This is a genomic window from Bradyrhizobium sp. STM 3809, from assembly GCF_000239795.1.
Lineage (GTDB): Bacteria > Pseudomonadota > Alphaproteobacteria > Rhizobiales > Xanthobacteraceae > Bradyrhizobium.
This window is the reverse complement of sequence record NZ_CAFJ01000249.1, coordinates 1-23483: the sequence shown is the minus strand read 5'-3', so window position 1 is coordinate 23483 and position 23483 is coordinate 1. Positions and strand designations below refer to the sequence as shown.

Annotated in this window: 23 protein-coding genes; 11 read left to right on the top strand and 12 right to left on the bottom strand. The window is 67.1% G+C overall.

Features of this window, described 5'->3' with window-relative positions; genetic code table 11:
* Positions 1-40: 40 nt before the first annotated feature.
* From BRAS3809_RS13890 to BRAS3809_RS13880, 3 genes are all read right to left on the bottom strand, one after another.
* Positions 41-856, bottom strand: a complete 816-nt coding sequence (locus BRAS3809_RS13890; RefSeq protein WP_008962734.1) for an arylamine N-acetyltransferase family protein — start codon at positions 854-856, stop codon at positions 41-43.
* Between the two features lie 15 nt (positions 857-871).
* Positions 872-1687, bottom strand: coding sequence for an arylamine N-acetyltransferase family protein (locus BRAS3809_RS13885; RefSeq protein WP_008962733.1), 816 nt, complete (start codon positions 1685-1687; stop codon positions 872-874).
* Positions 1688-1776: 89 nt separating this feature from the next.
* On the bottom strand, positions 1777-2103 hold the full coding sequence (locus BRAS3809_RS13880; RefSeq protein ID WP_008962732.1) for a winged helix-turn-helix transcriptional regulator: 327 nt from the start codon (positions 2101-2103) through the stop codon (positions 1777-1779).
* Between the two features lie 85 nt (positions 2104-2188).
* Between BRAS3809_RS13880 and BRAS3809_RS13875 the strand changes: the two genes are divergently transcribed.
* Positions 2189-2743 carry a carboxymuconolactone decarboxylase family protein gene (locus BRAS3809_RS13875; protein WP_008962731.1) on the top strand — a complete coding sequence of 185 codons (555 nt, stop codon included), beginning with the start codon at positions 2189-2191 and terminating at the stop codon, positions 2741-2743.
* 5 nt (positions 2744-2748) lie between these two features.
* Here the strand turns inward: BRAS3809_RS13875 and BRAS3809_RS13870 are convergent, their stop codons facing one another.
* Positions 2749-3750, bottom strand: coding sequence for a KpsF/GutQ family sugar-phosphate isomerase (locus BRAS3809_RS13870; protein WP_008962730.1), 1002 nt, complete (start codon positions 3748-3750; stop codon positions 2749-2751).
* 171 nt (positions 3751-3921) lie between these two features.
* Here BRAS3809_RS13870 and BRAS3809_RS13865 point away from each other — a divergent pair, with 171 nt between their 5' ends.
* A complete protein-coding gene (locus BRAS3809_RS13865; RefSeq protein ID WP_008962729.1) occupies positions 3922-5625 on the top strand; it encodes an outer membrane beta-barrel protein in 1704 nt (567 codons plus the stop codon).
* A 334-nt stretch (positions 5626-5959) separates the two neighbouring features.
* On the opposite strand, the gene BRAS3809_RS13860 is transcribed toward BRAS3809_RS13865, so the two are convergent.
* The 3 genes from BRAS3809_RS13860 to hemH all read right to left on the bottom strand — a co-directional run bounded on the left by BRAS3809_RS13860 (position 5960) and on the right by hemH (position 8698).
* A complete protein-coding gene (locus BRAS3809_RS13860) occupies positions 5960-6406 on the bottom strand; it encodes an NfeD family protein (protein WP_008962728.1) in 447 nt (148 codons plus the stop codon).
* 16 nt (positions 6407-6422) lie between these two features.
* A complete protein-coding gene (locus tag BRAS3809_RS13855; protein ID WP_008962727.1) occupies positions 6423-7427 on the bottom strand; it encodes an SPFH domain-containing protein in 1005 nt (334 codons plus the stop codon).
* A 188-nt stretch (positions 7428-7615) separates the two neighbouring features.
* A complete protein-coding gene (hemH, locus tag BRAS3809_RS13850; RefSeq protein ID WP_008962726.1) occupies positions 7616-8698 on the bottom strand; it encodes a ferrochelatase in 1083 nt (360 codons plus the stop codon).
* A 109-nt stretch (positions 8699-8807) separates the two neighbouring features.
* Between hemH and BRAS3809_RS13845 the strand changes: the two genes are divergently transcribed.
* A complete protein-coding gene (locus BRAS3809_RS13845; RefSeq protein ID WP_008962725.1) occupies positions 8808-9215 on the top strand; it encodes an MAPEG family protein in 408 nt (135 codons plus the stop codon).
* 212 nt (positions 9216-9427) lie between these two features.
* Positions 9428-11518 carry a squalene--hopene cyclase gene (gene shc, locus BRAS3809_RS13840; protein WP_008962724.1) on the top strand — a complete coding sequence of 697 codons (2091 nt, stop codon included), beginning with the start codon at positions 9428-9430 and terminating at the stop codon, positions 11516-11518.
* Between the two features lie 143 nt (positions 11519-11661).
* On the opposite strand, the gene BRAS3809_RS13835 is transcribed toward shc, so the two are convergent.
* On the bottom strand, positions 11662-12339 hold the full coding sequence (locus BRAS3809_RS13835; protein ID WP_008962723.1) for an SDR family NAD(P)-dependent oxidoreductase: 678 nt from the start codon (positions 12337-12339) through the stop codon (positions 11662-11664).
* Positions 12340-12363: 24 nt separating this feature from the next.
* Positions 12364-12825: an ester cyclase gene (locus BRAS3809_RS13830; protein WP_008962722.1), complete on the bottom strand. Its 462-nt coding sequence runs from the start codon at positions 12823-12825 to the stop codon at positions 12364-12366.
* Positions 12826-12963: 138 nt separating this feature from the next.
* Here BRAS3809_RS13830 and BRAS3809_RS13825 point away from each other — a divergent pair, with 138 nt between their 5' ends.
* The gene (locus BRAS3809_RS13825) at positions 12964-13854 is read left to right on the top strand and encodes a LysR family transcriptional regulator (RefSeq protein WP_240535673.1); all 891 of its coding nucleotides are present in this window, start codon (positions 12964-12966) and stop codon (positions 13852-13854) included.
* A 377-nt stretch (positions 13855-14231) separates the two neighbouring features.
* Here the strand turns inward: BRAS3809_RS13825 and BRAS3809_RS13820 are convergent, their stop codons facing one another.
* The 3 genes from BRAS3809_RS13820 to BRAS3809_RS13810 are packed head-to-tail and all read right to left on the bottom strand — an operon-like array spanning position 14232 to position 18185.
* A complete protein-coding gene (locus BRAS3809_RS13820) occupies positions 14232-15461 on the bottom strand; it encodes a nickel/cobalt transporter (RefSeq protein WP_008962720.1) in 1230 nt (409 codons plus the stop codon).
* Complete coding sequence (locus BRAS3809_RS13815; RefSeq protein WP_085963492.1) at positions 15458-16093, bottom strand: DUF1007 family protein; 636 nt, start codon at positions 16091-16093, stop codon at positions 15458-15460. Before BRAS3809_RS13815 ends, BRAS3809_RS13820 begins: the two co-directional genes overlap by 4 nt.
* A gap of 10 nt (positions 16094-16103) precedes the next feature.
* A complete protein-coding gene (locus BRAS3809_RS13810; RefSeq protein ID WP_008962718.1) occupies positions 16104-18185 on the bottom strand; it encodes a M3 family metallopeptidase in 2082 nt (693 codons plus the stop codon).
* Positions 18186-18309: 124 nt separating this feature from the next.
* Between BRAS3809_RS13810 and BRAS3809_RS13805 the strand changes: the two genes are divergently transcribed.
* The 6 genes from BRAS3809_RS13805 to BRAS3809_RS13785 all read left to right on the top strand — a co-directional run bounded on the left by BRAS3809_RS13805 (position 18310) and on the right by BRAS3809_RS13785 (position 23286).
* A complete protein-coding gene (locus BRAS3809_RS13805) occupies positions 18310-18570 on the top strand; it encodes a hypothetical protein (protein ID WP_008962717.1) in 261 nt (86 codons plus the stop codon).
* A gap of 677 nt (positions 18571-19247) precedes the next feature.
* Positions 19248-20390 carry a type III PLP-dependent enzyme gene (locus tag BRAS3809_RS13800; RefSeq protein WP_008962716.1) on the top strand — a complete coding sequence of 381 codons (1143 nt, stop codon included), beginning with the start codon at positions 19248-19250 and terminating at the stop codon, positions 20388-20390.
* 176 nt (positions 20391-20566) lie between these two features.
* The gene (locus BRAS3809_RS13795) at positions 20567-21157 is read left to right on the top strand and encodes a GNAT family N-acetyltransferase (RefSeq protein ID WP_008962715.1); all 591 of its coding nucleotides are present in this window, start codon (positions 20567-20569) and stop codon (positions 21155-21157) included.
* Positions 21145-21306 (top strand): hypothetical protein, encoded by a 162-nt coding sequence (locus BRAS3809_RS36585; RefSeq protein ID WP_008962714.1) that lies wholly within the window; start codon positions 21145-21147, stop codon positions 21304-21306. The genes BRAS3809_RS13795 and BRAS3809_RS36585 overlap by 13 nt, the downstream gene beginning before the upstream one ends.
* 96 nt (positions 21307-21402) lie before the next feature.
* The gene (locus BRAS3809_RS13790; RefSeq protein ID WP_008962713.1) at positions 21403-21792 is read left to right on the top strand and encodes a RidA family protein; all 390 of its coding nucleotides are present in this window, start codon (positions 21403-21405) and stop codon (positions 21790-21792) included.
* A gap of 69 nt (positions 21793-21861) precedes the next feature.
* The gene (locus tag BRAS3809_RS13785; RefSeq protein WP_008962712.1) at positions 21862-23286 is read left to right on the top strand and encodes a homospermidine synthase; all 1425 of its coding nucleotides are present in this window, start codon (positions 21862-21864) and stop codon (positions 23284-23286) included.
* Positions 23287-23483 lie beyond the last annotated feature (197 nt).

Below are 23483 nucleotides of genomic sequence, written 5' to 3'. Positions count from 1 at the left end.
AGACGGCGGATCGATCACCGACTATGGAGTGACTGACAAATCATGCCGTCGTCCGCGCCCAGATGTCTTCGACAGCCACGGGCGGTGTCACGCGAAACACCTCGTCGATGAGCCGGCCGAGTTCTTCAGCGCTCTCGACCGCCCGCTCCTCGATCAGCTCGCCATCCCGCGCCTGACGCTCATAACGGCGGCTGACCAGCTTGTGCCGCACGCCGGGCTCCACCCGCTCCATCATCAGCGTGTGCGTCGCCGGCACGGTCGCGTTGGTCGACGTGTACCAGCTGCCGAGCACGTAATCGGCATGGATCTGCGGCGCGAGATCGAACGCATACATCATGCGCCAGCCCGTCGGCTGCTTGGCGCTGACGGTGTAGAGCCCGTTCCACGTATCAACGCGAAAGGTGCCCATCGGCGTGCGCTGCTCCGGCCCGACCTCCAGCCCGATCGGCGCATCCATCAGGCAGATGCCGAAGCCGACATCGACGAGGTACGGCCGGCCTTCGGCCTCCACCAGCAGCATCATGTGCTGGCGCGGCCCGAGCGGATCAGTCGGCTGCGAGCGCCAGCGCACCCGCCCTGTGAGACCGGTGACCTTGAAGCCGATCGCCTCCAGCACGGCCTGAAACAGCACGTTCTGCTCAAAGCAATAGCCGCCACGGCGGCTTCCCACGAGCTTCTGCTGCACCGACGGCAGGTCGACATGCACGGGCCGCCCCAACAGCGGATCGAGCGCCTCGAACGTGATGGCACCGACATGTGCGGCCTGCAGCGCCGCCAGCGTCGGCATGTCCGGCGCGAGCGGTCCGCGATAGCCGATGCGGGCGAGATAGGGCTCCAGTCGAAACTCGTCCGCCATCGCAGCGCCTTCCGATCAGCTCTCGATCCGCGCCCAGACCACGTCGACATGGACAGGGAATGTGACGCCGAAGACCTCCTCGACCACGCGCTGCAACGCCTCGGGCGTCTCGATGATCTGCTCGCTCCTGATCTCGCCGTCGCGGCCTTCGACGACCAGCCGGCGGTTGACGAGCTTGTAGCGCAGCTCCGATGTCAGCCGCTCCAGGATCAGCATCGAGGTGAACGGCGTGAGCGGACTGGTCGAGGTGAACCAGTTGGAGAGCATGTAGTCGGCGTGGATCTGCGGCGCGAGGTCGAACACATACATCATGCGCCAGCCGGTCGGCTGCCTGGCCGCGAGCCAGTACAGCCCGTCGGAGAGCGTCAGGCGGAAGGTGCCCATCGCGGTTGCCTGCTCCACGTCGGGCACCATCCGGAGCGGCGTATCGAGCAGGCAGGATCCGAAGCCGACATCGGCGAGATAGGGCCCCTCCGGCAGGTCGACCTTGAGCATCATGTGCGTGCGCGGCGTCAGCGGCGCGGCCGCGTCGAGGCGCCAGCGCACCCGCGCCGACAGCGGCGTCACCGCGAAGCCGATCGCCTCCAGCGCCGCCTTCAACAAGGCGTTCTGCTCGAAGCAATAGCCGCCGCGGCGGCCGTCGACGATCTTGGCCTGCACCGCGGCGAGGTCGATGTTCACGGGCCTGCCGAGCAGGGGATCGATGCCCTCGAACGCGATCGCATCGACATGCGCGGCCTGCAATCCGGCGAGCGTCTCGAAGGTCGGCACCAGCGGTCCGCGATAGCCGATTCGCGCGAGATATCTGTCGAGATCGAAATGGTCCGGCATCGCCCCGCCTTCTTGTTACGGCCGGAGCCATAGCACGAGCCGTTGCGGGCAGACAGCCGGACACGAGCATGGTGGCCCTGCCCCGCCGCTCAGTCCATCTGCTTGCGCCAGCGGTCGGCGAAGCGGTGCAGGGGCAGGAAGTTCTCCAGCAGCTCCCGCCCGAGCGGCGTCAACCCATAGCCGTCGTCCCCAAGTTGAAGGAAGCCCGCCCCGCGCAGTTCGTCCAACCGGGTTTGCAGCACGGTCGGGGACGCATCATCGCACGCCGTGCGCAGCGCGCGCGAGGTGAGCGCGCCGGCGCGCAGCTCCCACAGGATGCGCAGCGACCAGCGGCGGCCGAGCAGATCGAGCAGTGCCATGATCGGGCGGCCCGTGCGCGAGCCGCGGACGCGGCCAGGCTTGATGGCTTGAGACATTGCGATTCCGGTCCTTGCCAAATGCTACGAAAAGCGTAGCATTACGCTACATAAAATGTAGCACACGATCCGGAGGGACGTCACCATGCTCCGCCTCGACGCTCTCCAGCCACCCTACCCGGCCGATATCCAGGCCCAATTCGACCAGATCATGCGCGGCGCGCCGCCCTTGCTGCTGTTCCGCGTCATGGCCGGCCATCCGCGGGCCTGGAGCAAATTCCGCGGTGGGAGCCTCCTGGATCGCGGCCCGCTCTCGCTGCGCGACCGCGAGATCGTCATCGACCGCACCTGCGCGCTCAATGCCTGCGAATATGAATGGGGCGTCCATGTCGCGGCTTTCGCGGCGGGGGCCGGGCTGACCGCGCAGCAGATCGACGCAACGGTCCTTGGACCGCCGGATGCGTCATGCTGGTCTGATCGGGAGCGAGCGCTGATCGCAGCGGTCGACGCGCTGCATGCGCGCGCGAACCTGGATGACCGCGAGTTTGTCAGGCTGAGAGCCTGCTACGCCGAGGATCAGGTGCTGGAGGTCATCCTGCTCTGCGGCTTCTACCGCACCGTCTCCTGCCTCGCCAACGCGCTCGGACTGCCGTTGGAGCCAGGCGCCGCCCGCTTCCCGCGACCGCATGAAGCCGTCTGAGACGATCACGCCACCCCGGCGCGCAAGAGATCATGCATGTGCAGGATGCCGACGGGCTTCGAGCCGTCGGTCACGATCAGGGTGGTGATCTTCGCGGAGTTCAGGATCTCCAGCGCCTCCGACGCCAGCGCCTCGCGACGGATGGTGCGCGGGTTGGCGGTCATGATCTCGTCGACCGCGACGGACAGCAGATCGGCGCGCATCTTCCGGCGCAGGTCGCCGTCGGTGATGATGCCCGCGACGTGGCCGCGGCCGTCGACAATGACGACGCAGCCGAGGCCCTTGGCCGACATCTCGGCCAGCGCGTCAGCCATGCCGGTGCCGAGCGGCTTCAGCGGCACGGCGTCGCCTGAGCGCATCAAATCGGAGATGTGCTTGAGCATGGCGCCGAGCTTGCCGCCCGGATGGAAGTTGGCGAATTCCAGCGCGGTGAAGCCGCGGCCCTCGAGCAGCGCGATCGCCAAGGCATCGCCGATTGCGGCCTGCATCAGGGTCGAGGTGGTCGGCGCCAGATTGTGCGGACAGGCCTCGCGTGCCTTCGGCAGTTCCAGCACGATGCGCGCGGCCTGCCCCAGCGACGACTGGGCGTTCGAGGTGATGGCGATCATCGGGATGGCGAAGCGCTTGGTGTAGTTGACCAGCGTCTTCATCTCCGGCTGCTCACCGGACCAGGACAGCGCGATGACGACGTCATCCGAGGTGATCATGCCGAGATCGCCGTGGCCGGCCTCGGCGGAATGGACGAAGAACGCCGGCGTGCCGGTCGAGGCCAGGGTCGCGGCCATCTTGCGTGCGACGTGGCCGGACTTGCCGAGCCCGGTGAGGATCGCGCGGCCCTTGGCCTTGCGGATCAGCTCGACGGCGGCGGCGAAGGCCGCCCCCAGCGAGCCGCGCAGCGCTGCCGAGATCGCGGCGATACCGTTGCTGCCGGCGTCGAGCGTCCGCAGTGCCGATTGGATGTCCGCGTTGGCGGGAGGGGCGTCGGTCAACGGCTTCGATCTCGGCATGCTTGCTTCCAGGGATGAACCAGTCAGGCGCCGCTCTTTAGCATGGGTAAGGCGGCCAGGCGTCATCAACAGCCCATTAACCATATTTGTTTTTACTCCCTTAACGACGGTGTTGGCCGGCGGCGCGGGACTCCCCGACGACGCAGTTGATTTTGTTGGAGTATTTTCATCGTGGGGTGGAGGCCTGACAGCGGCCGCAGGAGGCGTGCGCGATGGTGCGGCGCCTCTGCCGCATGCCTGCTGCTCGGCGCGCTGGGCGTCCAGGCCCGGTCCCAGACCCTCGACGTGCTCAGCCCCGTCCGCGATGGCTTCCTCGCCCCCCAGGACTCGCCGCTGCGGCGAACCACGGTGAGCGGGCTCTCCGACCCTGTGCCGACACCGGGCGTCCCCACCGCCCCGCCTGCAGCCAGTTCTGTCTCTGCCGCCAGCCGCGTCCCGCTGCCCGGCGTGCCCGCGGCCAGCGGTGCCGCCGATGTCGGCTATGATTCGCTGAACCGGACCCGCAAGAAGCCCAAATACTATCCCGCCCAGCCGCGGCCGAAGCCGGCAGCCGGCCCGGGCACCCGCCCCTCCGGCGAGTTGACCGGCCAGTTGCGGCCGACCCTGCCGCCCTCGGCCTCCGCCAACCGGCAGCCGGTCCCCCCGGCCATGGCCGGCACGGTGCCTGGCCAGCCGCCACGCAAGCGGCTCAAGATCGACGACGATCCGTTCGGCGCGGTCGGCGACTACGTGGGACCGTTCCTGATCAAGGGCGCGGTCGAAGTCTCGGCGGGCTATGACAGCAATCCGGCCCGCCTCGCCAATCCGCGCGGCATGCCGGCCTGGATGATCGCGCCGGAATTCCTCGCCGTATCGAACTGGGATCGCCACGCCTTGGTGGCCGACCTGCGCGGCTCGTTCACCGGCTATGGCAGCACCCTGCCCGCGATGATGGACGGCGGCATCAATTCGGCGCCGACCACGCTCGACCGCCCCGATTTCACTGGCCATGTCGATGGCCGCCTCGACATCACCCGCGACACCTCCGTCGGCGCCCAGCTTCGCCTGCGCGCGGCGACCGACAATCCCGGCAGCCCGAGCATCCAGGCCGGCCTCGCCCGCTATCCGGTCTACACCACGCTCGGCACCACCCTGGGCTTCGACCAGCGCTTCAACCGGCTGCAGATCTCCGCCGGCGCCACCGCCGATCGCACCAGCTATCAGGACAGCAAGCTGACCGACGGCACGACGACCTCGAACGACGACCGCAACTACAACCAGCTCGGCGGCATCGGCCGGGTGTCCTACGAGGTCACGCCGGGGCTGAAGCCGTTCGCCGAGGTGCAGGGCAACACCCGCACCTACGACCTGCAGTTCGACCGCTCCGGCTACCAGCGCGATTCCGCCGGCGGCTATGCCAAGGCCGGCACCTCGTTCGAGTTCACGCGGATTCTCACCGGCGAACTCTCGCTCGGCTACGCCACCCGCAGCTACACCGATCCGCGGCTCAACCGGCTGCAGGGCTTCTTGACGTCGGCCTCGCTGGTCTGGTCGGCGACGCCGCTGACGACCGCGCGCTTCTTCTCCGACACGCAGGTCGCCGAGACCACCGTCGCCGGCGCCTCCGGCGTGCTGGTGCGCACCTACACGGTGCAGGTCGACCACGACTTCCGCCGCTGGCTGACCGGCATCGGCAAGTTCACCTTCGGCACGCTCGACTATCAGGGCTACGGCCGCAACGACCGCACCTATTCCGCGGAAGGCAACCTGATCTACAAGATGACGCGAAGCCTGTGGGTCAAGGGCACGCTGCGCTACGACAGGCTGGATTCGAACATCGCCGGCGCGGGTTCGTCGGGCACGGTGGTGATGCTGGGCGTGAGGCTGCAGAACTGAACGGCAGCATTGCGTCCCGCCGTCATACCCGGTGCGGTCAGAGCAGTATCCACAGTGCTCATGACTGCGCCCTCTCCCCTTGCGGGAGAGGGCATGGAGGACAGCGCGGCAAATTCGGTTGGGTGAGGGGTATGCTTCGAAGAGCACAAGTCGCGGATAGATACCCCTCACCCAAGCGAGCATGTTGATGGGCCGGAGATGCCCTCTCCCGCAAGGGGAGAGGGCGCTGCATCTCGCGGCGCGAGCTTAGCAAGCTGGGCCCAATAGCACGCAACCCGCTTGCACGCTCGACCGTGTTAGCCATCTCACGTGTCTCTGCAGCGAGACTTTGCCCCTACGCCGCCGTCACCCTCAACTGAGCGCCATCCGCCTGCACGATGCGCACGCGGCTGCCGGCGGGAATATCCGGGCCCGCCACGCGCCACACGGTGTCGTCGATCCGCACCGTGCCGTTGCCGTCGACGATCGGCTTTTCCAGGGTGAACTCGCGGCCGACCAGGGCCGCCGAGCGGCGGTTGAGATAGGGATTGTCCTCCGACGGCGCCGCATTTGCGCGCGCGAGGCGCCGCCAGAGCGGCACGGCGGCGATCGCAAACAGCGCGAACAGCAGGATCTGCAACTGCCAGCCCGGCGCGAACACGAAGGACAGCACCCCGACCAGCAGCGCGGCGAGGCCGAGCCAGAACAGGAAGACGCCCGGCGCGAGCAGTTCCAGCGCCATCATGATGACGCCGAAGATCAGCCAATTCCAGCTGCCGAGCGTCACGAACATGTCGCTCATAAGATGACCTCCTGCCTCAGGCCTGCGGCGGCGCCGGCGGCTTCGGCGGCGTGCCCGCCGGTGGCACCGAGCCGCCGCGGCGCGCGGCCGCCACTGCCGAGGCCGCGCTCTCGCCGAACGTCGCCTTGGCGATCTCGCCGATGCCGGCGAGCGAGCCGAGCATGCCGGTCGCCTCGATCGGCAGCATGATCACCTTCTGGTTCGGGGAGTCGGCGAGCTGACCGAACGCCTTGATGTATTTGTCGGCGATGAAGTAGTTGAGCGCCGCGACATCGCCCTTGCCGATCGCATCCGACACCATCTGCGTCGCCTTGGCCTCGGCTTCCGCGGCGCGCTCGCGCGCTTCCGCATCGAGGAACGCAGACTGGCGGCGGCCTTCGGCCTGCAGGATCTGGCTCTGCTTGGCGCCCTCCGCGCGCAGGATCTCCGACTGGCGCTGGCCCTCGGCCTGCAGGATGTCGGCGCGCTTGACGCGCTCGGCCTTCATCTGCCGGCCCATCGCCTCGACCAGATCGGCCGGCGGCACGATGTCCTTGATCTCGATGCGATTGACCTTGAGACCCCAGGGCGACACCGCGGCGTCGACGACGCGCAGCAGCCGCTCGTTGATCTCGTCGCGGTGCGACAGCACCTGGTCGAGATCCATCGAGCCCATCACCGAGCGGATGTTGGTCATGGTGAGCGTGATGATCGCCTGGTTGAGGTTGGCGACCTCGTAGCTCGCCTTGGCCGCGTCGAACACCTGGTAGAAGGCGACGCCGTCCACCGTCACGGTGGCGTTGTCCTTGGTGATGACCTCCTGCTCGGGAATGTCGATCACCTGCTCCATCATGTTGATCTTGCGCCCGATGCGGTCGAAGAACGGCACGATGATGTTGAGGCCCGGCGACAGGGTGCGGGTGTATTTGCCGAACCGTTCCACGGTCCAGTCGAAGCCCTGCGGCACGGTCTTCACGCCGGACACCAGCGTGAAGATGACCAGCAGCACCAGCGCAATGGCGAAAATGTCGAAACCGCTCATGGACCCTCCAAGGGAGGAGACGGCCGTCTCCTCACCAGCATCTGCAGCAATACAATCTAGGGATTGCTGCATGATTTTGTCGGGGGTCGGATGGGCACGGTTCAGGAACATATTTTCGACCGCCACGCGGCCGTTCATCTTGTTCCAGCGGGGAGCTTCCCCAGCAGGCGGTCGATACCGCCTGCCGCTCAAAGCCAGCCCTGCAGCTCGCGCAGGACCAGTTGCCGCAGCACCTCCATGCCCGGCGCGCTGTCGTTCAGGCAGGGCACGGCGGAGAATTCCTCGCCGCCATTGTGCTTGAAGATCTCGCAATTCTCGCCGGAGATCTCCTCCAGCGTCTCCAGGCAGTCGGCGGAAAAGCCCGGCATGACCACGGCGATGCGCTTCACGCCGTCCTTGGCGAGCTTCTCGATGGTCTTGTCGGTGTAGGGCTGCAGCCATTCCGAGAAGCCGAAGCGCGACTGGAAGGTCAAGAGCAGCTTGGTGTCGTCCATGCCGAGCCGCTTGCGCAGCAGCTCGGTGGTGGCGACGCACTGCTCCCGATAGGGATCGCCCTTGTCGACATATTCCTTCGGCATGCCGTGGAACGAGGCCACGATCAGCTCGGGCTTGTAAGCCAGCGTCTTGAGATGCTCCTCGATCGAAACCGCGAGCGCCTCGATGTAGAAATCATCCTTGTAATACGGCGGCGTCACCCGCAGCGTCGGCTGCGCGCGCAATTCGGTCAGCACCCGGAACGCCTCGTCGCAGACGGTGGCCGAGGTCGCCGCGGAGTACTGCGGATAGAGCGGCACCACCAGGATTCGGTCGCATCCCCTCGCCATCAGGCCATCAACGCCGGCCTTGATCGACGGATTGCCGTAGCGCATCGCCCAGTCGACGATGACGTGGCTGCGGTCCGCCACGCTGGCTGCGAGCTTCTCGCTCTGCGCGCGCGTGATCGTCTTCAGCGGCGATTCGTTCTTCTCATTGTTCCAGATCGACTGGTAGTCCTTGGCCTTCTTGCGCGGCCGGACGTTGAGGATGATGCCGTTGAGGATGATCTTCCACAGCAGCCCCTGGTCCTCGATCACACGGCGGTCGGACAGGAACTCCTTGAGATAGACCCGCACGCCGGCGGCATCCGCCGTGTCGGGCGTTCCCAGATTGACCAGCAGCACGCCGACGCGCGCGGCGGGTGCAACCGGCTGCGGCTTGGGATCGACGGGGCCGACAGCCACAGGCTTGGCATCGACAGGCTTGGCATTGTCGAGAGAGATGGCGGCGGTCATGATGCCCGTGACTGGTGAAGGGCGTGGCTTGGCGGCTTGTTTCGACATTGTCAAGATAAGGGCCATTTCACCGATGTCATCGGGCTGGAGGAGCCGGTGTGGAGGAGCCATGACGATTGCTGAGCTATGCATTTTCGCCAGCGTAATGCTCTACCTCGTAACGATCGTGCCGGCGAAATGGATCAGCGTCGAGGGCGCCGGCCGCTACGACAATGCCAGACCCAGGGATCCCGCGTTTTACCACGGCGGCATCCGCGAGCGGGCGCTGGGCGCCCACCAGAACGGCATCGAGGCGTTTCCGTTCTTCGCCGCCGCCGTGCTGCTGGCCGAGTTCCGCGCGGCGCCGCAGAGCCTCATCAACGAGCTGTCGGTGCTGTTCGTGATCGTTCGGGCGGCCTATGTGCTGACCTATATCGGCGACCGGCCCTCCCTGCGCTCGATCCTGTGGGCGATCGGCTTCCTGATCACGGCCGGGATCTTTTTCCTCCCCTTGCTGCGCCATTACCTGCCGATCTGAGTGCGAGATGCCCTCGGGGTGATCAGCGTCACATCCTGATCCGGGCCGAGGTGCTAACCACGACCGCGGAAGACCTCCGTCCGTACGCCTTTCGTTTCCGATCTGATCTCACGGGCTACGGCCAGTTGATTGGAATTGGCGGCGAAATTCCCTATAGGGCGGGGTGAATTCGACGGCTGTCGCGGCGCTGTCAGGCCGCCAGAGGAATCGTGATGACTGTGACCAGCTCGGCCTCCGCGCGCGCGGCGCGCGACCCGGGAAACTACCAGACCGCCCTGCAATCGACCGTGCGGGCGGCGTCGGACTGGCTGATCGCCAACCAGAAGCCGGATGGACACTGGGTGGGCCGCGCCGAATCCAACGCCTGCATGGAGGCGCAATGGTGCCTCGCGCTGTGGTTCATGGGCCTCGAGGACCATCCCCTGCGCAAGCGCCTGGGCCAGTCGCTGCTCGACAGCCAGCGCCCCGACGGCGCCTGGCAGGTGTATTTCAACGCGCCCAATGGCGACATCAATGCCACGGTCGAGGCCTATGCCGCGCTCCGCTCGCTGGGCTATCCGGACAGCGAGCCGGCGGTGCGCCGCGCCCGCGAATGGATCGAGGCCAAGGGCGGCCTGCGCAACATCCGCGTGTTCACCCGCTACTGGCTGGCGCTGATCGGCGAATGGCCGTGGCAGAAGACGCCGAACATCCCGCCCGAGGTGATCTGGTTTCCGCTCTGGTTTCCGTTCTCGATCTACAATTTCGCGCAATGGGCCCGCGCCACCCTGATGCCGATCGCGGTGCTCTCGGCGAAGCGGCCGAGCCGGCCGCTGCCGCCGGAGAACCGCCTCGACGCGCTGTTTCCGCACGGCCGCCACGCCTTCGACTACGAGCTGCCGGTCAAGGCCAATGCCGGCGGCTGGGACAAGTTCTTCCGCGGCGCCGACAAGGTGCTGCATGCCCTGCAGAACTTCGGCAACAAGCTCAATCTCGGCCTGTTCCGCCCGGCGGCGACCAGCCGCGTGCTGGAATGGATGATCCGCCACCAGGATTTCGACGGCGCCTGGGGCGGCATCCAGCCGCCCTGGATCTACGGCCTGATGGCGCTCTATGCCGAGGGCTATCCGCTCAATCATCCGGTCGTGGCGAAGGGCCTGGATGCGCTGAACGATCCCGGCTGGCGCGTCGATGTCGGGGAGGCCACCTACATCCAGGCGACCAACAGCCCGGTGTGGGACACGATCCTCACCCTGCTCGCGTTCGACGATGCCGGCGTGCTCGGCGACTATCCGGACGCCGTCGACAAGGCGGTGAACTGGGTGCTCGCCCGCCAGGTGCGCGTGCCCGGCGACTGGTCGATGAAGCTGCCGCACGTCAAGCCCGGCGGATGGGCATTCGAATACGCCAACAACTACTATCCCGACACGGACGACACCGCCGTGGCGCTGATCGCCCTCGCCCCGCTGCGCCATGACCCCAAGTGGAAGGCCAAGGGCATCGACGAGGCGATCCAGCTCGGCGTCGACTGGCTGATCGGCATGCAGAGCCAGGGCGGCGGCTGGGGCGCGTTCGACAAGGACAACAACCAGCAGATCCTGACCAAGATCCCGTTCTGCGACTACGGCGAGGCGCTCGATCCGCCATCGGTCGACGTGACCGCGCACATCGTCGAGGCGTTCGGCAAGCTCGGGATCTCGCGCAACCATCCCTCGATGGTGCAGGCGCTCGACTATATCCGCCGCGAGCAGGAGCCGAGCGGCCCGTGGTTCGGCCGCTGGGGCGTCAACTATGTCTACGGCACCGGCGCGGTGCTGCCGGCGCTGGCCGCGATCGGCGAGGACATGACCCAGCCCTATATCGGCCGTGCCTGCGACTGGCTGGTCGCGCATCAGCAATCAGACGGCGGCTGGGGCGAGAGCTGCGCCTCCTACATGGATATCTCAGCCGTCGGCCGCGGCACCACGACGGCGTCGCAGACGGCGTGGGCGCTGATGGCCCTGCTCGCCGCCAACCGTCCACAGGACAAGGAGGCCATCGAGCGCGGCTGCCTCTGGCTGGTCGAGCGGCAGTCCGCCGGCACCTGGGACGAGCCGGAGTTCACCGGCACCGGCTTCCCTGGCTATGGCGTCGGCCAGACCATCAAGCTGACCGATCCGTCTTTGCAGGAGCGCCTGATGCAGGGCCCGGAGCTCTCCCGCGCCTTCATGCTCCGCTACGGCATGTACCGCCATTATTTCCCGCTGATGGCTCTCGGCCGCGCGCTGCGGCCGCAGGGGCATGGCCCCTCCGCGTCCACACCCACGCTGTCGTCCCGGGCTTGACCCGGGACCCATAGCCACAAGAAGCAGTTTGAGGCAGGCGTGTAGCTGGCAACTCGCTCAATCAAAGCCGCCGCGGAGTATGGGTCCCGGCTCAAGGCCGGGACGACGCCGGTGGTTGATGCGCGGCGAGATCCCTCGCTGCTTCAGGGCCGCCCTCCATAGACGACCTCCGCCGGGCCGGCCTGCTGCGCCGCATGCTGGGCCCAGTACTGCTCGGCGATCAACTCAGGTGCGAATGCCGTGCCGGCCGCAATCTGGCCCTTGATCGTGACCGTCGCGACGCGGATGCCTTCGCCGGCGAGCTCCTTGTGCAGCGAGGCGGCGAGGTTGCGGATGCCGGCCTTGCCGACCGCGAGCGAGGCGGCCTGAAGCCAGCCGGTCGGATCGAGCGCGAGGCCGCCGCCAGTCAGCAGGATGGTGCCGCGCTTGCGCGCGCGCATGCCCGGCAACACCGCCTGCACGGCGGCGAGCGCGCCGGCGACGTTGACGCGGAAGTCCGCGACCAGCTCCTCCACCGGCACGGAAGACGGCACCGCATAGGTGGCGCGATAGGCGTTGAAGATCAGGACCTCGACCGGGCCGATCTCGGCTTCGACCTGCGCGATCGCTTGGGCGAGGCCTGCGGCATCGCCGGCATCGGCTGCGCGCATCTCGAGATGCAGCCCCTTCGCGGCCAGCGCGCGGACGAGATCCGCGGAGTTCTCCGGCCGGCGGGCGAAGCCGACCACGGCGCAGCCGCCGGCGGCGAAGCGCTCGGCCAGCGCGGCCGATAGACCGGGGCCCATGCCAATGATGAGTGCGACGGGCTTGTTCTGGGACATCTGACGTCTCCTTTGCGGGGCGGCTTAAGGCTTGGCCACGCTCTGCAGCTGCCCGAGCACCGCATCCTTGAGCGCCGGGTACATGATGAACTCGAACGGCAGGTTCACTGCCGCGACGACGCTGCGCACGATGCGACCATCGGACACGTCGAGGCGATGGATCTCGCGCATCGGCACCAGCTGATGGGTCGCGGCGACGCCGTAATAGTCGCGAGCGAATTCGGCGGTCGCCGTGAACTCGACCATGACCGTGTTGCCGGCAACGTCGATGCGGTGGATGGTGAGGTCGCGCACCGGCCAGGACGCGGCGAACTCCATGAACACCGCCTTGTAGGCGTCGCGGCCGCGGATGGGCTCCACTGGACTGAGGCCGGTCTCGACCACAATGTCGGCGGCGATCAGGGCATCGAAGACGGCGGCGTCGGCCTTGCCGAGGCCATCGCGAATGAAGGTCTCGGCAATGTCGCGGGGCGTGGGGGACGACATGGGACGGGCTCCATGGCTGGGACTGCCGCTGTTTTGCCCGAGGTCCTGTCATTCCGAAAATGACATTTGGCAATTCTGATCATTCTCTTGAAGAATGATCGGATGCAGAGCCTTGCCCATGTCGACCTCAACCTTCTGGTGCTGTTCGAGGCGCTCCTGTCCGAGCGCAACGTGACCCGCGCGGCCGTCCGGGTCGGCCTGGCGCAACCGTCCGCCAGCAAGGCGCTCGACCGGCTGCGGCACCTGTTCGGCGACCCGCTGTTCCTGCGGGCGCCCGGCGGCATGCGCCCGACGCCGCGGGCGCTGGAATTGGCGCCGGAGATCGCCTTGGTGCTCGAGCGGGTGCGGGCGCTGGTCGCGGCCGAGCTTCCGTTCGATCCGGCGACGGCGCGCGGCAGCCTGCGGCTGGCGATGTCGGATGCTGCCGAATTCGTGCTGCTGCCGGGTTTGGTGGCGCAACTGGCCGGCACCGCCCCAGGTGTGACCCTGCAGGCGCGGCCGCTCGACAAGGACCGGGTGTTCGCCGAACTCGACGAGGGACGGCTTGACGCCGTGGTCGGCGTCTTCCGCGAACTGCCCAAGCGCTTTCGCTCAGCACCGCTGTTCGAGGAACGCTTCGTCTGCCTGGCGCGCGCCGACCATCCGCGCCTGGCGACGGGTCTGACGCTCGAGACCTATGTGGAGCTACCGCATCTGCTGGTCACGCTGCGCGACGACCGCAAGGGCGCTGTCGACGACGCGCTCGACGCGATGGGACTGCACCGCCGCGTGGCCGCGACGCTGACGCGCTTTCTGGCGCTGCCCCGCGTGCTCGCATCCAGCGATGCGATCGCCACGGTGCCGTCGCGCTTTGCGGCGGCGAGCGCGCCGAACTGCCGCCTGCATGAGCCGCCACTGGCCTTGCCGCGCTGGACCGAGCAACTCGTCTGGCGCACCGGCGCCGAGCGCGAGCCGATGATTGCGTGGGGGCTGCAACTGATCCGCAGCGCCGGCGAGGCGCAACGTCCGCCGCCGGCGTTCCGGGCTTGAGGCGGAACTCCGCTCGGCGGCGCGGTTGCAGGGATCGCTGCCGGCAACGCCCCTCGATCACCCGCGCGATGGGTCCCCGCGTTCGCAGCGACGACATCTTCTGTAGGGCACCCTCGCGCCACACACTCCGCTGTCGTCCCGGCCTTGACCCGGGACCCATATCCCCAGGACGCGGCTTGAGGCAGGCCCGTCGTTGGCAACTCGCTCAATCACGACCGCCGCGGAGTATGGGTCCCCGCTCAAGCCCGGGACGACGCTGCTGGTTGATGCGACAGCCGGGCCCTCGCAGTCGCTGTCATGCCCCGCGCAGGCGGGGCATCCAGTACGCCGCGGCTCTCACGTGTTGGGCAGAAGCGTCGTCGCTGAGCGCAACCGGCTCAGAAGCAGGTCGTGCGTTCCGCCGCCATGTAGCCGAACAGCAGGCCGACGCCGAACAGCAGCACGAGCCCCGCGGCTCCGAATTCGAGGCCGCGCATGATCAGCGCGCCGCCGCTCTCGCGGCCGGCGCTGAGGCGGCGGGCGACGTCCTTGGCAGCCACCGCAATCACCGCGATGGTGGCCACGGTGACCGCGGTGCCCATACCCATCACGATGGTCGCGGCAACGCCGGCCCAGAACAGGCCCTGCGCCAGCGCGAACACCAGAACCAGGATCGCGCCCGAGCAGGGGCGGATGCCGGCGGCGAAGATCGCCTGGAAGCCGCGCTGCCAGCCGCCGGGACCGGCGAGCTCGCTCGGCGCCGGACCGTGGGAATGGCCGCAGCCGCAATCGTCGCCGTGAACGTGATCATGATGGGCGTGATCGTGGTGGACATGATCGTGAGCGGCATGGCCATGCGCGGCGGCCGCAGATGTATGAGCATGACCATGATCGTGGTCATGCTGATGTCCATGATCGTGCCCGTGGTGATGGTCGTGGCCGTGGCCATGATGATCATGACCGTGATGATCATGCAGCGGCGCGCGATGCTGATGATCATGCGCGTGGCCGTGATCATGACCAGACTGCGCCACCGCGCCCGCAGGCGCGCCGGCCAGCGCCAGCGCCGGGGCGGCCGGCTGCCATGTCCGCAGGAACGCCGCGCCCTTCACCCAGACCAGCCGCGCGCCGAGCAGCGCGATCAGGCCGTAGCTGGCGATCTCGACCACCTTCTCGGCGCTGCACATGCTGGCCGCGGTGGCATTGAGCAGCACGGCACCGATGCCGACGATGGCGACCGCGACCAGCGCCTGCATCAGGCCGGAAGCGAACGACAGCACGATGCCGCGCCTGGCCGTCTCCTGGTTGGCGACCAGATAGGACGCGATCACAGCCTTGCCGTGGCCGGGGCCGGCGGCATGGAAGATGCCGTACGCAAAGGAGATCCCGAGCAGCCACCACACCGCCGAGCCGTCCTGCTTGGCGGAGCGGATCGCCGCCGACATCTGGCGGTAGAACTCCGACTGCTTGGCCAGGATCCAGCCGACGATGCCGCCGACCTGCGGCTCGGCCGGCGCGCCGAACGGCGGCTTGGCGAGCAGCGCATGGGAGGCCGCGTCGGCGGCGAGAAGCACAGCGAGTATCGCGGCGCAGGTCAGGAGCGGTCGGGAGCTGGGGCGAGGCGTCATGGACATTCCACCGAGATCTTGTTGGCGAAGTTCATTCCGAAATTGGCGTTCGCCCCGCCGCTCAGGAATGTCTGCTCGTTCATGGTCTGCGCGACGGAGCCGCCGTCGCTCGGTCTCACCAGGCCGAACTTGCAGCCTGCGGGAGCGCTGATCAGCTTGACGGGATCCTTCTCCGCCATCTGGAAATCGATGAAATAGCTGGGATCGTAGACCTCGACCTGGAGCTGGTTGGACTTCACCGGCGCCTTCAGCGGCAGGGTGAAGTGCAGGGTCAGCTTGGTGTCCTTGTATTCGAGGTAGTAGTCGACGGGATCGAGGAGCTTCTGCTTGCGGCCGTCCGCCTTGATGAAGGTGAAGTAGGCATATTCCTTCAGCGACTCGGCGTTGGTCTGCGCCAGCGGCGCCAGCTCCTCCCTGGTGTAGACGCCCTTCTGCTTGGTCTCGAGGCCCTGCAGCGCATAGGTCGCGAACATGTCGTCGAAGGTCCAGGCATGGCGCACGCCGGTCACCGAGCCGTCGGTCCCGTAGATCAGCTCGCTGGTCGCGGTGACCCAGACATGCGGATGGGCGCTCGCCGCGCGCGCCCCCAGCACGAGCACGAGCGCCGCGAGAACGACACGGACCACCGCCATCATTCTCACCTCAAGCCGCCGCGGGGACATCGAGCAGGCCGCGCCGGCGGAGCAGCGCGTCGGGCTCGGGCTCGCGGCCGCGGAACGCCACGTAAGCCGCCTCGGGATCGAGCGAGCCACCCGACGAGTAGACGTTGTCATGCAGCCGCTTGGCGACGGCGGGATCGAAGATGTTGCCGGCTTCCTCGAAGGCGCCGAAGGCATCCGCATCCATCACCTCCGACCACATGTAGCTGTAATAGCCCGCCGCGTAGTGGTCTCCCGAGAAGATGTGGCCGAATTGGGTCGGCCGGTGGCGCAGCGCGATCTCCTGGGGCATGCCGATCTTCTCCAGCTCGGCCTTCTCGAAGGCGCGCACGTCCTTCGACGCCGATGCCGGCTGGGTGTGGAATTCCAGGTCGATCAGCGCCGAGGAGACGAACTCGACCGTTGCAAAGCCCTGGTTGAAGCGGCGCGCCGCCAGGAAGCGCTCGAGCAGGTCCTGCGGCAGCGGCTCGCCGGTCTGGTAGTGGCGGGCGAAGGTCTGCAGCACCTCCGGCCGCTCCTGCCAGTGCTCGTAGAGCTGCGACGGCAGCTCGACGAAGTCGGTGAACACCGAGGTGCCCGACAGCGAGGGATAGGTCACATTGGAGAGGATGCCGTGCAGGCCGTGGCCGAACTCGTGGAACAGCGTGCGGGCATCATCCGGCGACAGCAGCGAGGGCTGGCCATCGGCCCCCTTGGCGAAGTTGCAGACATTGATGATCAAGGGCGCGGTGTCGCCGTCGAGCTTCTGCTGGTCGCGCAGCGAGGTCATCCAGGCGCCGGAGCGCTTCGAGGGGCGCGCGAAGTAGTCGCCATAGAACAGCGCCTTGTGGCTGCCGTCAGCGGCCTTGATCTCCCACACCCGCACGTCCGGATGCCAGACCGGGATGTCCTTGCGCTCGGCGAAGGTGATGCCGAACAGCCGCGTCGCGCAGTCGAAGGCGGCGGCGATCATGTTGTCGAGCGCGAGGTATGGCTTGATCGCGGCGTCGTCGAAATTCGCCTTCGCCTGGCGCAGCTTCTCGGCGTAATAGCGCCAGTCCCAGGCCTCGAGCTTGAAGTTGCCGCCCTCTTCCGTGATCATCTGTTGCAGCTGGTCGCGATCGGCCAGCGCCTTGGCGCGCGCCGGCTTCCAGACTCGCTCCAGCAGACTGCGCACCGCCTCGGGCGTCTTCGCCATGGAGTCCTCCAGGCGATAGGCCGCGAAGTTCGGGAAGCCCATGATCTTGGCGGACTCCTCGCGCAGCGCCAGGATCTGGCCGATGACCGCGTTGTTGTCGTTGGCATTGCCATTGTCGCCGCGCGCGGTGAAGGCCTTGAACACCTTCTCGCGCAGGTCGCGCCTGCCTGCGCTCTGCAGGAACGGCTCGACCGAGGAGCGCGACAGGGTCACGATCGCCTTGCCCGGCATGCCGCGCTGTTCGGCCGCAGCCTTGGCGGCGGCGACGAAGCTGTCCGAGAGGCCGGCGCGGTCGTCCTCGCCGAGCTCCAGAAACCAGTCCTGCTCGTCGCCGAGCACGTGGTGGCTGAAGGTGGTGCCGAGCTGGGCGAGCTGCTCGTTGATCTCGGCCATGCGGGCCTTGGCCTCGTCCTTGAGGCCGGCGCCGGCGCGGCGGAAGCGGGTGTAGGTGCGCTCCAGCAGCCGCTGCTCCTCTCCCGTCAGCTTGAGCGTCTTGCGGTTGTCGTAGAGCAGCGCGATGCGGCCAAACAGCACGGCGTTCATCATGATCGGGTTCCAGTGCCGCGCCATCCGCAGCGACACCTCCTTGTCGATCTCGAGAATCGCCGGGTTGGAGTGCGCCGAGACGAGGTCGTAGAACACGGAAGCGACCTTCGACAGCAGCTTGCCCGAGCGTTCCAGCGCCGTGATGGTGTTGGCGAAGTCAGGCTCGGCGGGATCGTGGGTGATCGCGGTGATTTCGGCGGTGTGGTCGGCGAAGGCGCGCTCGAAGGCCGGCAGGAAATGCTCGGGCCGGATCGCGTCGAAGGGCGGTGTCTGGTGCGGGGTCTCCCAGGCCACGAGCAGCGGATTGCTCTGGGCGTCGATCATGGCGGTCGTGACGGACATCGGCTCTTGCTCCCCGGATCTCGAACGCGCCCCTCTTACCACGGAGACGGTCCTTTTTGGGTCATTTCCCCTTGAAGGCCGGGGCCATATCGGAGAGATTGCGCCCCTCGAAAGGACCCGGACCATGAGCGCAGACAGCACCTCCAAGCCCGCCCGCCAGATCGCCTGGCAGAGCGTGATCACCGTCATCTCGGCGGCGATCCTGATCGGCGCGGAAGTGTTCGGCGCGGCCTTCGCCGGCGGCTGGGCGCTGGCGATTCTGTTCGGCCTCGGCGACCGCGGCGCCCACATCCTGCAGGCCGTTCTGTTCGCGATCGGCGTGTTCGTGATGATCGGCTTCATCCGCGGCGCCCAGCGCATCGAGCCGTTCAGCAAGCGCGCGTGAGCAGCATAAAAACACTGTCCTGCAAGCGTGAACGCGTTACGAAAGTTTAAGCTCGCTTAACGCGCGTTCAGACAACGGCGCCGTCCACTGTGTCGCTTAAGCACAGATGAGGGAAATCTTTCCCGGCGCCCAAAAATTCCTTGCGAACGAAATTCAAAACGCATATTTCCGGTTCTGCCCAATTTCGCACGTGCCTGTGGTCGTGTGTCAGTCGGTAGGTATCCGGACAAGAGGCCGGACAGCCGCCAAGGGATGAGGAACCGAGGGGCGCTCGGATCGTTGCGATCAAGATCAGTTCGATCGAGATCGTCATGCTCCAGGAGCCCAGCATCTCTCTCAAGAGATGCCGCTGAAGGTCACCTCGTCTTTTGCAACCGTGACTGGCAGCCGGAGGCGAACCGGCGCACCCCGCTCTCAACGGGGGACGCGACTTAAAGCAACGACGGATCGGGCTTTTTTGGTCTCTACCGGCAGTCCAACGCCGGCGCGGGCTACTGAAAAGGCTTGTCCTTCATTGCCAGGTGTGCGGGCGGGAAATTCCCAACCAATCCACGGCAGCACAATTCGGCTTCGGGTTCGAGGTCTTGTCGCCTTTCCATCGGGCGGCAGGCCCAAGGGACCCGTGTCGGGATCATTTTGAACGGGCCACGTCGCAAACGGGCCGTTTGGAGGGTGCTATGACCGAACGTATCCGGGAATTCCTGCGCAACCGCCGCGAGGAAGGTCTGGACCACGAGCCCTGTCTCGTCGTCGATCTCGATGTCGTGCGCGACAACTACACCAACTTCGCTCGCGCCCTGCCGGACAGCCGCGTGTTCTACGCGGTCAAGGCCAACCCGGCGCCGGAAGTGCTGTCGCTGCTGGCTTCCCTCGGCTCCTCCTTCGACACGGCGACCGTCGCCGAAATCGAGATGGCGCTGGCCGCCGGTGCGACGCCGGACCGCATCTCCTATGGCAACACCATCAAGAAGGAGCGGGACATCGCGCGCGCCTATGCGCTCGGCATCCGCCTCTTTGCCGTGGACTGCGCCGCCGAGGTCGAGAAGATCTCGCGCGCCGCGCCGGGCGCGAAGGTGTTCTGCCGCATCCTGTACGATTGCGCCGGCGCCGAATGGCCGCTGTCGCGCAAGTTCGGCTGCGATCCGGAGATGGCGGTCGAAGTGCTGGACCTGGCGAAGCGCCTCGGTCTCGAACCGTGCGGCATCTCGTTCCATGTCGGTTCGCAGCAGCGCAAGGTGAAGGCGTGGGACCGCGCGCTGGCGATGGCCTCGACGGTGTTCCGCGACTGCGCCGAGCGCGGCATCAACCTCTCGATGGTCAACATGGGCGGGGGCTTCCCGACCAAATACCTGAAGGACGTGCCGCCGGTCGTGCAGTACGGCCGCTCGATCTTCCGCGCGCTGCGCAAGCATTTCGGCAACCAGATCCCGGAGACGATCATCGAGCCGGGCCGCGGCATGGTCGGCAATGCCGGGATCATCGAGTCGGAAGTGGTGCTGATCTCGAAGAAGAGCGACGAGGACGAGCTGCGCTGGGTCTATCTCGACATCGGCAAGTTCGGCGGCCTCGCCGAGACGATGGACGAGTCGATCCGCTACGCCATCCGCACCCCGCATGACGGCGCGGACATGACCCCGTGCGTGCTCGCCGGCCCGACCTGCGATTCGGCCGACGTGATGTACGAGAAGCTGCCGTATCCGCTGCCGGTGACGCTCTCGATCGGCGACAAGGTGCTGATCGAGGGGACCGGCGCGTATACGTCGACTTACTCGTCGGTGGCCTTCAACGGCATCCCGCCGCTGAAGACGTATCACATCTGATCCGGCTTGCTGCCTCACCTGCGCGGTGAGGCGATCAGGAGCCCGGGTGGGGCGTTCCCCCACCCCGACCCTCCCCCGCAAGCGGGGGAGGGAGCGACAGACCGTCACCTTCAACCTGACATCACGTGTTTGCGCGCGGGCGGAAGCCCGCGGCGCAGGCCGGGGACTGACGTGCCATGACCGCTTTTCGTATCTCAACGACTGCGCCCTCTCGGACTGCCGCTCCGTTCGTGATCCGTGCGGAACGTGCCTCCGACGTCGCGGCGCGCGAGACTCTGCTCGATGCCTGCTTTGGCGACAACCGCCATGAGCGCACCTGCCAGCGCCTGCGCGACGGACGCGCGCCCGCCGCGGGCCTCGCTTTGTCGGCGGTGCGCAGCGGCGCCCTCGTGGGAACGCTGCGGTTGTGGCACGTCAGCGCCGGCGGACGCGATGCGCTGATGCTCGGGCCGCTGGCCGTTGCCGCCGAGGCGCGCAGCCTCGGCGTCGGAGCTGCGCTGATGAATGCCGCGCTGATGATCGCGGCGTCGCGCGGCCATGGTGCCGTGATCCTGCTCGGCGATGCGCCCTACTACGCGCGCTTCGGCTTCTCCGTGTCCAAGACGACCGAGCTGGAGCTGCCCGGTCCGTTCGAGCGCGCCCGCCTGCTCGGCCTCGAACTGGTCGACGGCGCGCTGGACGGCGCTGCGGGCCTGATCGTCGCCACCGGCGCGCCCGAGCGAAAAGCCCGCCGCCGCAAGGAGCGGCCGCTGCCATGCGCGGCGTAAGGGCGAAGGCGGCGGCGCAGCCGCCGCGGCGGACCTGGCTGCCGACGCTGGTGCTGATCCTGCTCGGCATCATGATCGTCCGCGACATCGTGGTGCGCCGCTGGACCAGCGGCCCGCCCGCCGGACCCGACGTCACGCGGCTGCGTTAGGCATGCCGGCAGGCACCGCCCGGCCCGCCCCGCCAGGGGTTGCGCAGGTGCAGCAAAAGCTCTTAAACCGCCGAAAATCCCTCGACGAGGTGCCAAATGCCCCGCCGTTTGATCTCTACCGGATCACCGTTCGAGAAGACCGCCGGCTACAGCCGCGCCGTCATCGACGGCGATTTCGCCTTCGTCGCCGGGACCACCGGCTACGACTACACCACGATGACGATGCCGGCCGATGTCACGAGCCAGTCACGCAACTGCTTCAAGACCATCGCGGCCGCCCTGCAAGAGGGCGGGTTCGAGATGGCCGACATCGTCCGCGCGACCTACTACCTGACCGACGTCGCCGACGCGGATGCGCATTTCGCGGTCTGCGGCGAGGTCCTCGGCGACATCCGCCCGGCCGCCACCATGGTGGTCGTCGCGGCGCTGTTGAAGCCCGAGATGAAGGTCGAGATCGAAGTCACCGCCAAGCGCCGCGGCTCTTGAAAGAGCGGCGTAGCGCCTGAGGCATCCAATCCACGAACGCGAAAGCACCTGTCCGGAGACCATCCCCTCATGAGCTCGCAGATCCACGCGAAAATCACAGGCCCCATCGTCATGATCGGCTTCGGCTCGATCGGCAAGGGCACCCTGCCCCTGATCGAACGCCATTTCGACTACGACAAGAGCCGCTTCGTCATCATCGATCCGCATGACGACGGCGCGCTGGCGAAGAAGCACGGCGTGCGCTTCATCCAGCAGGGCGTGACCCGCGACAATTACCGCGAGCTGCTGGTGCCGCTGCTCACTGCAGGCGGCGGCCAGGGCTTCTGCGTCAACCTCTCGGTCGACACCTCCTCGGTCGACATCATGACCTTGTGCCGCGAGATCGGCGCGCTCTACATCGACACTGTCGTCGAGCCGTGGGCCGGCTTCTATTTCGACAAGCAGATGGGCGTCGAGCAGCGCTCGAACTACGCGCTGCGCGAGACGCTGCTGGCCGCGCGCCGCAAGAGCCCGGGCGGCACCACCGCCGTTTCCACCTGCGGCGCCAATCCCGGCATGGTCTCCTGGTTCGTCAAGCAGGCGCTGCTCGACATCGCCAAGGACACCAAGACCGAGATCGTCGAGCCCAGGAGTCGCGAAGGCTGGGCGCAGCTGATGCAGAAGCTCGGCGTCAAGGGCGTGCACATCGCCGAGCGCGACACCCAGCGCTCCAAGAACCCGAAGCCGATGGACGTGTTCGTCAACACCTGGTCGGTCGAGGGTTTCGTGTCCGAGGGCATGCAGCCGGCCGAGCTCGGCTGGGGCACGCATGAGAAGTGGATGCCGGAGAACGGCCGCCGCCACACCGAGGGCTGTGGCGCGGCGATCTATCTGCTGCAGCCGGGGGCCAACACCCGCGTCCGCTCCTGGTGCCCGACGCCGGGCGCGCAATACGGTTTCCTGGTGACGCACAACGAGTCGATCTCGATCGCCGACTACTACACGGTCCGTGACGGCGACAAGGTCGTGTACCGCCCGACCTGCCACTACGCCTATCACCCGGCGAATGACGCCGTGCTGTCGCTGCACGAGATCTTCGGCGCCACCGGCAAGATGCAGGAGAAGTGGCACATCCTCGACGAGAACGAGATCGTCGACGGCATCGACGAGCTCGGCGTGCTGCTCTACGGCCACGGCAAGAACGCCTATTGGTACGGCTCGCAGCTCTCGATCGAGGAAACCCGCCGCATCGCGCCGTATCAGAACGCCACCGGCATGCAGGTGTCCTCGGCCGTGCTCGCCGGCATGGTCTGGGCGCTGGAGAACCCCAACGCCGGCATCGTCGAAGCCGACGAAATGGACTTCCGCCGCTGCCTCGAAATCCAGACGCCGTATCTCGGCCCGGTCAAGGGCTACTACACGGATTGGACCCCGCTGAACGACCGCCCGGGCCTGTTCCCGGAGGATATCGACACGTCAGATCCCTGGCAGTTCCGGAATATCCTGGTGCGGTGAGCCCTGACTGTCGTCCCGGCCTCGAGCCGGGACCCATACTCCGCAGCGGGTATGAGACGGGAGGTGGAGCTAGCTAACAGCCTGCCTCAAACCACGGACAGTGGTTATGGGTCCCGGCGTTCGCCGGGACGACAACGGAGGTTCTGGCCTCGTTGAGCCACACCCACAGCCACTTCCTCACCTCCGTCATGGCCGGA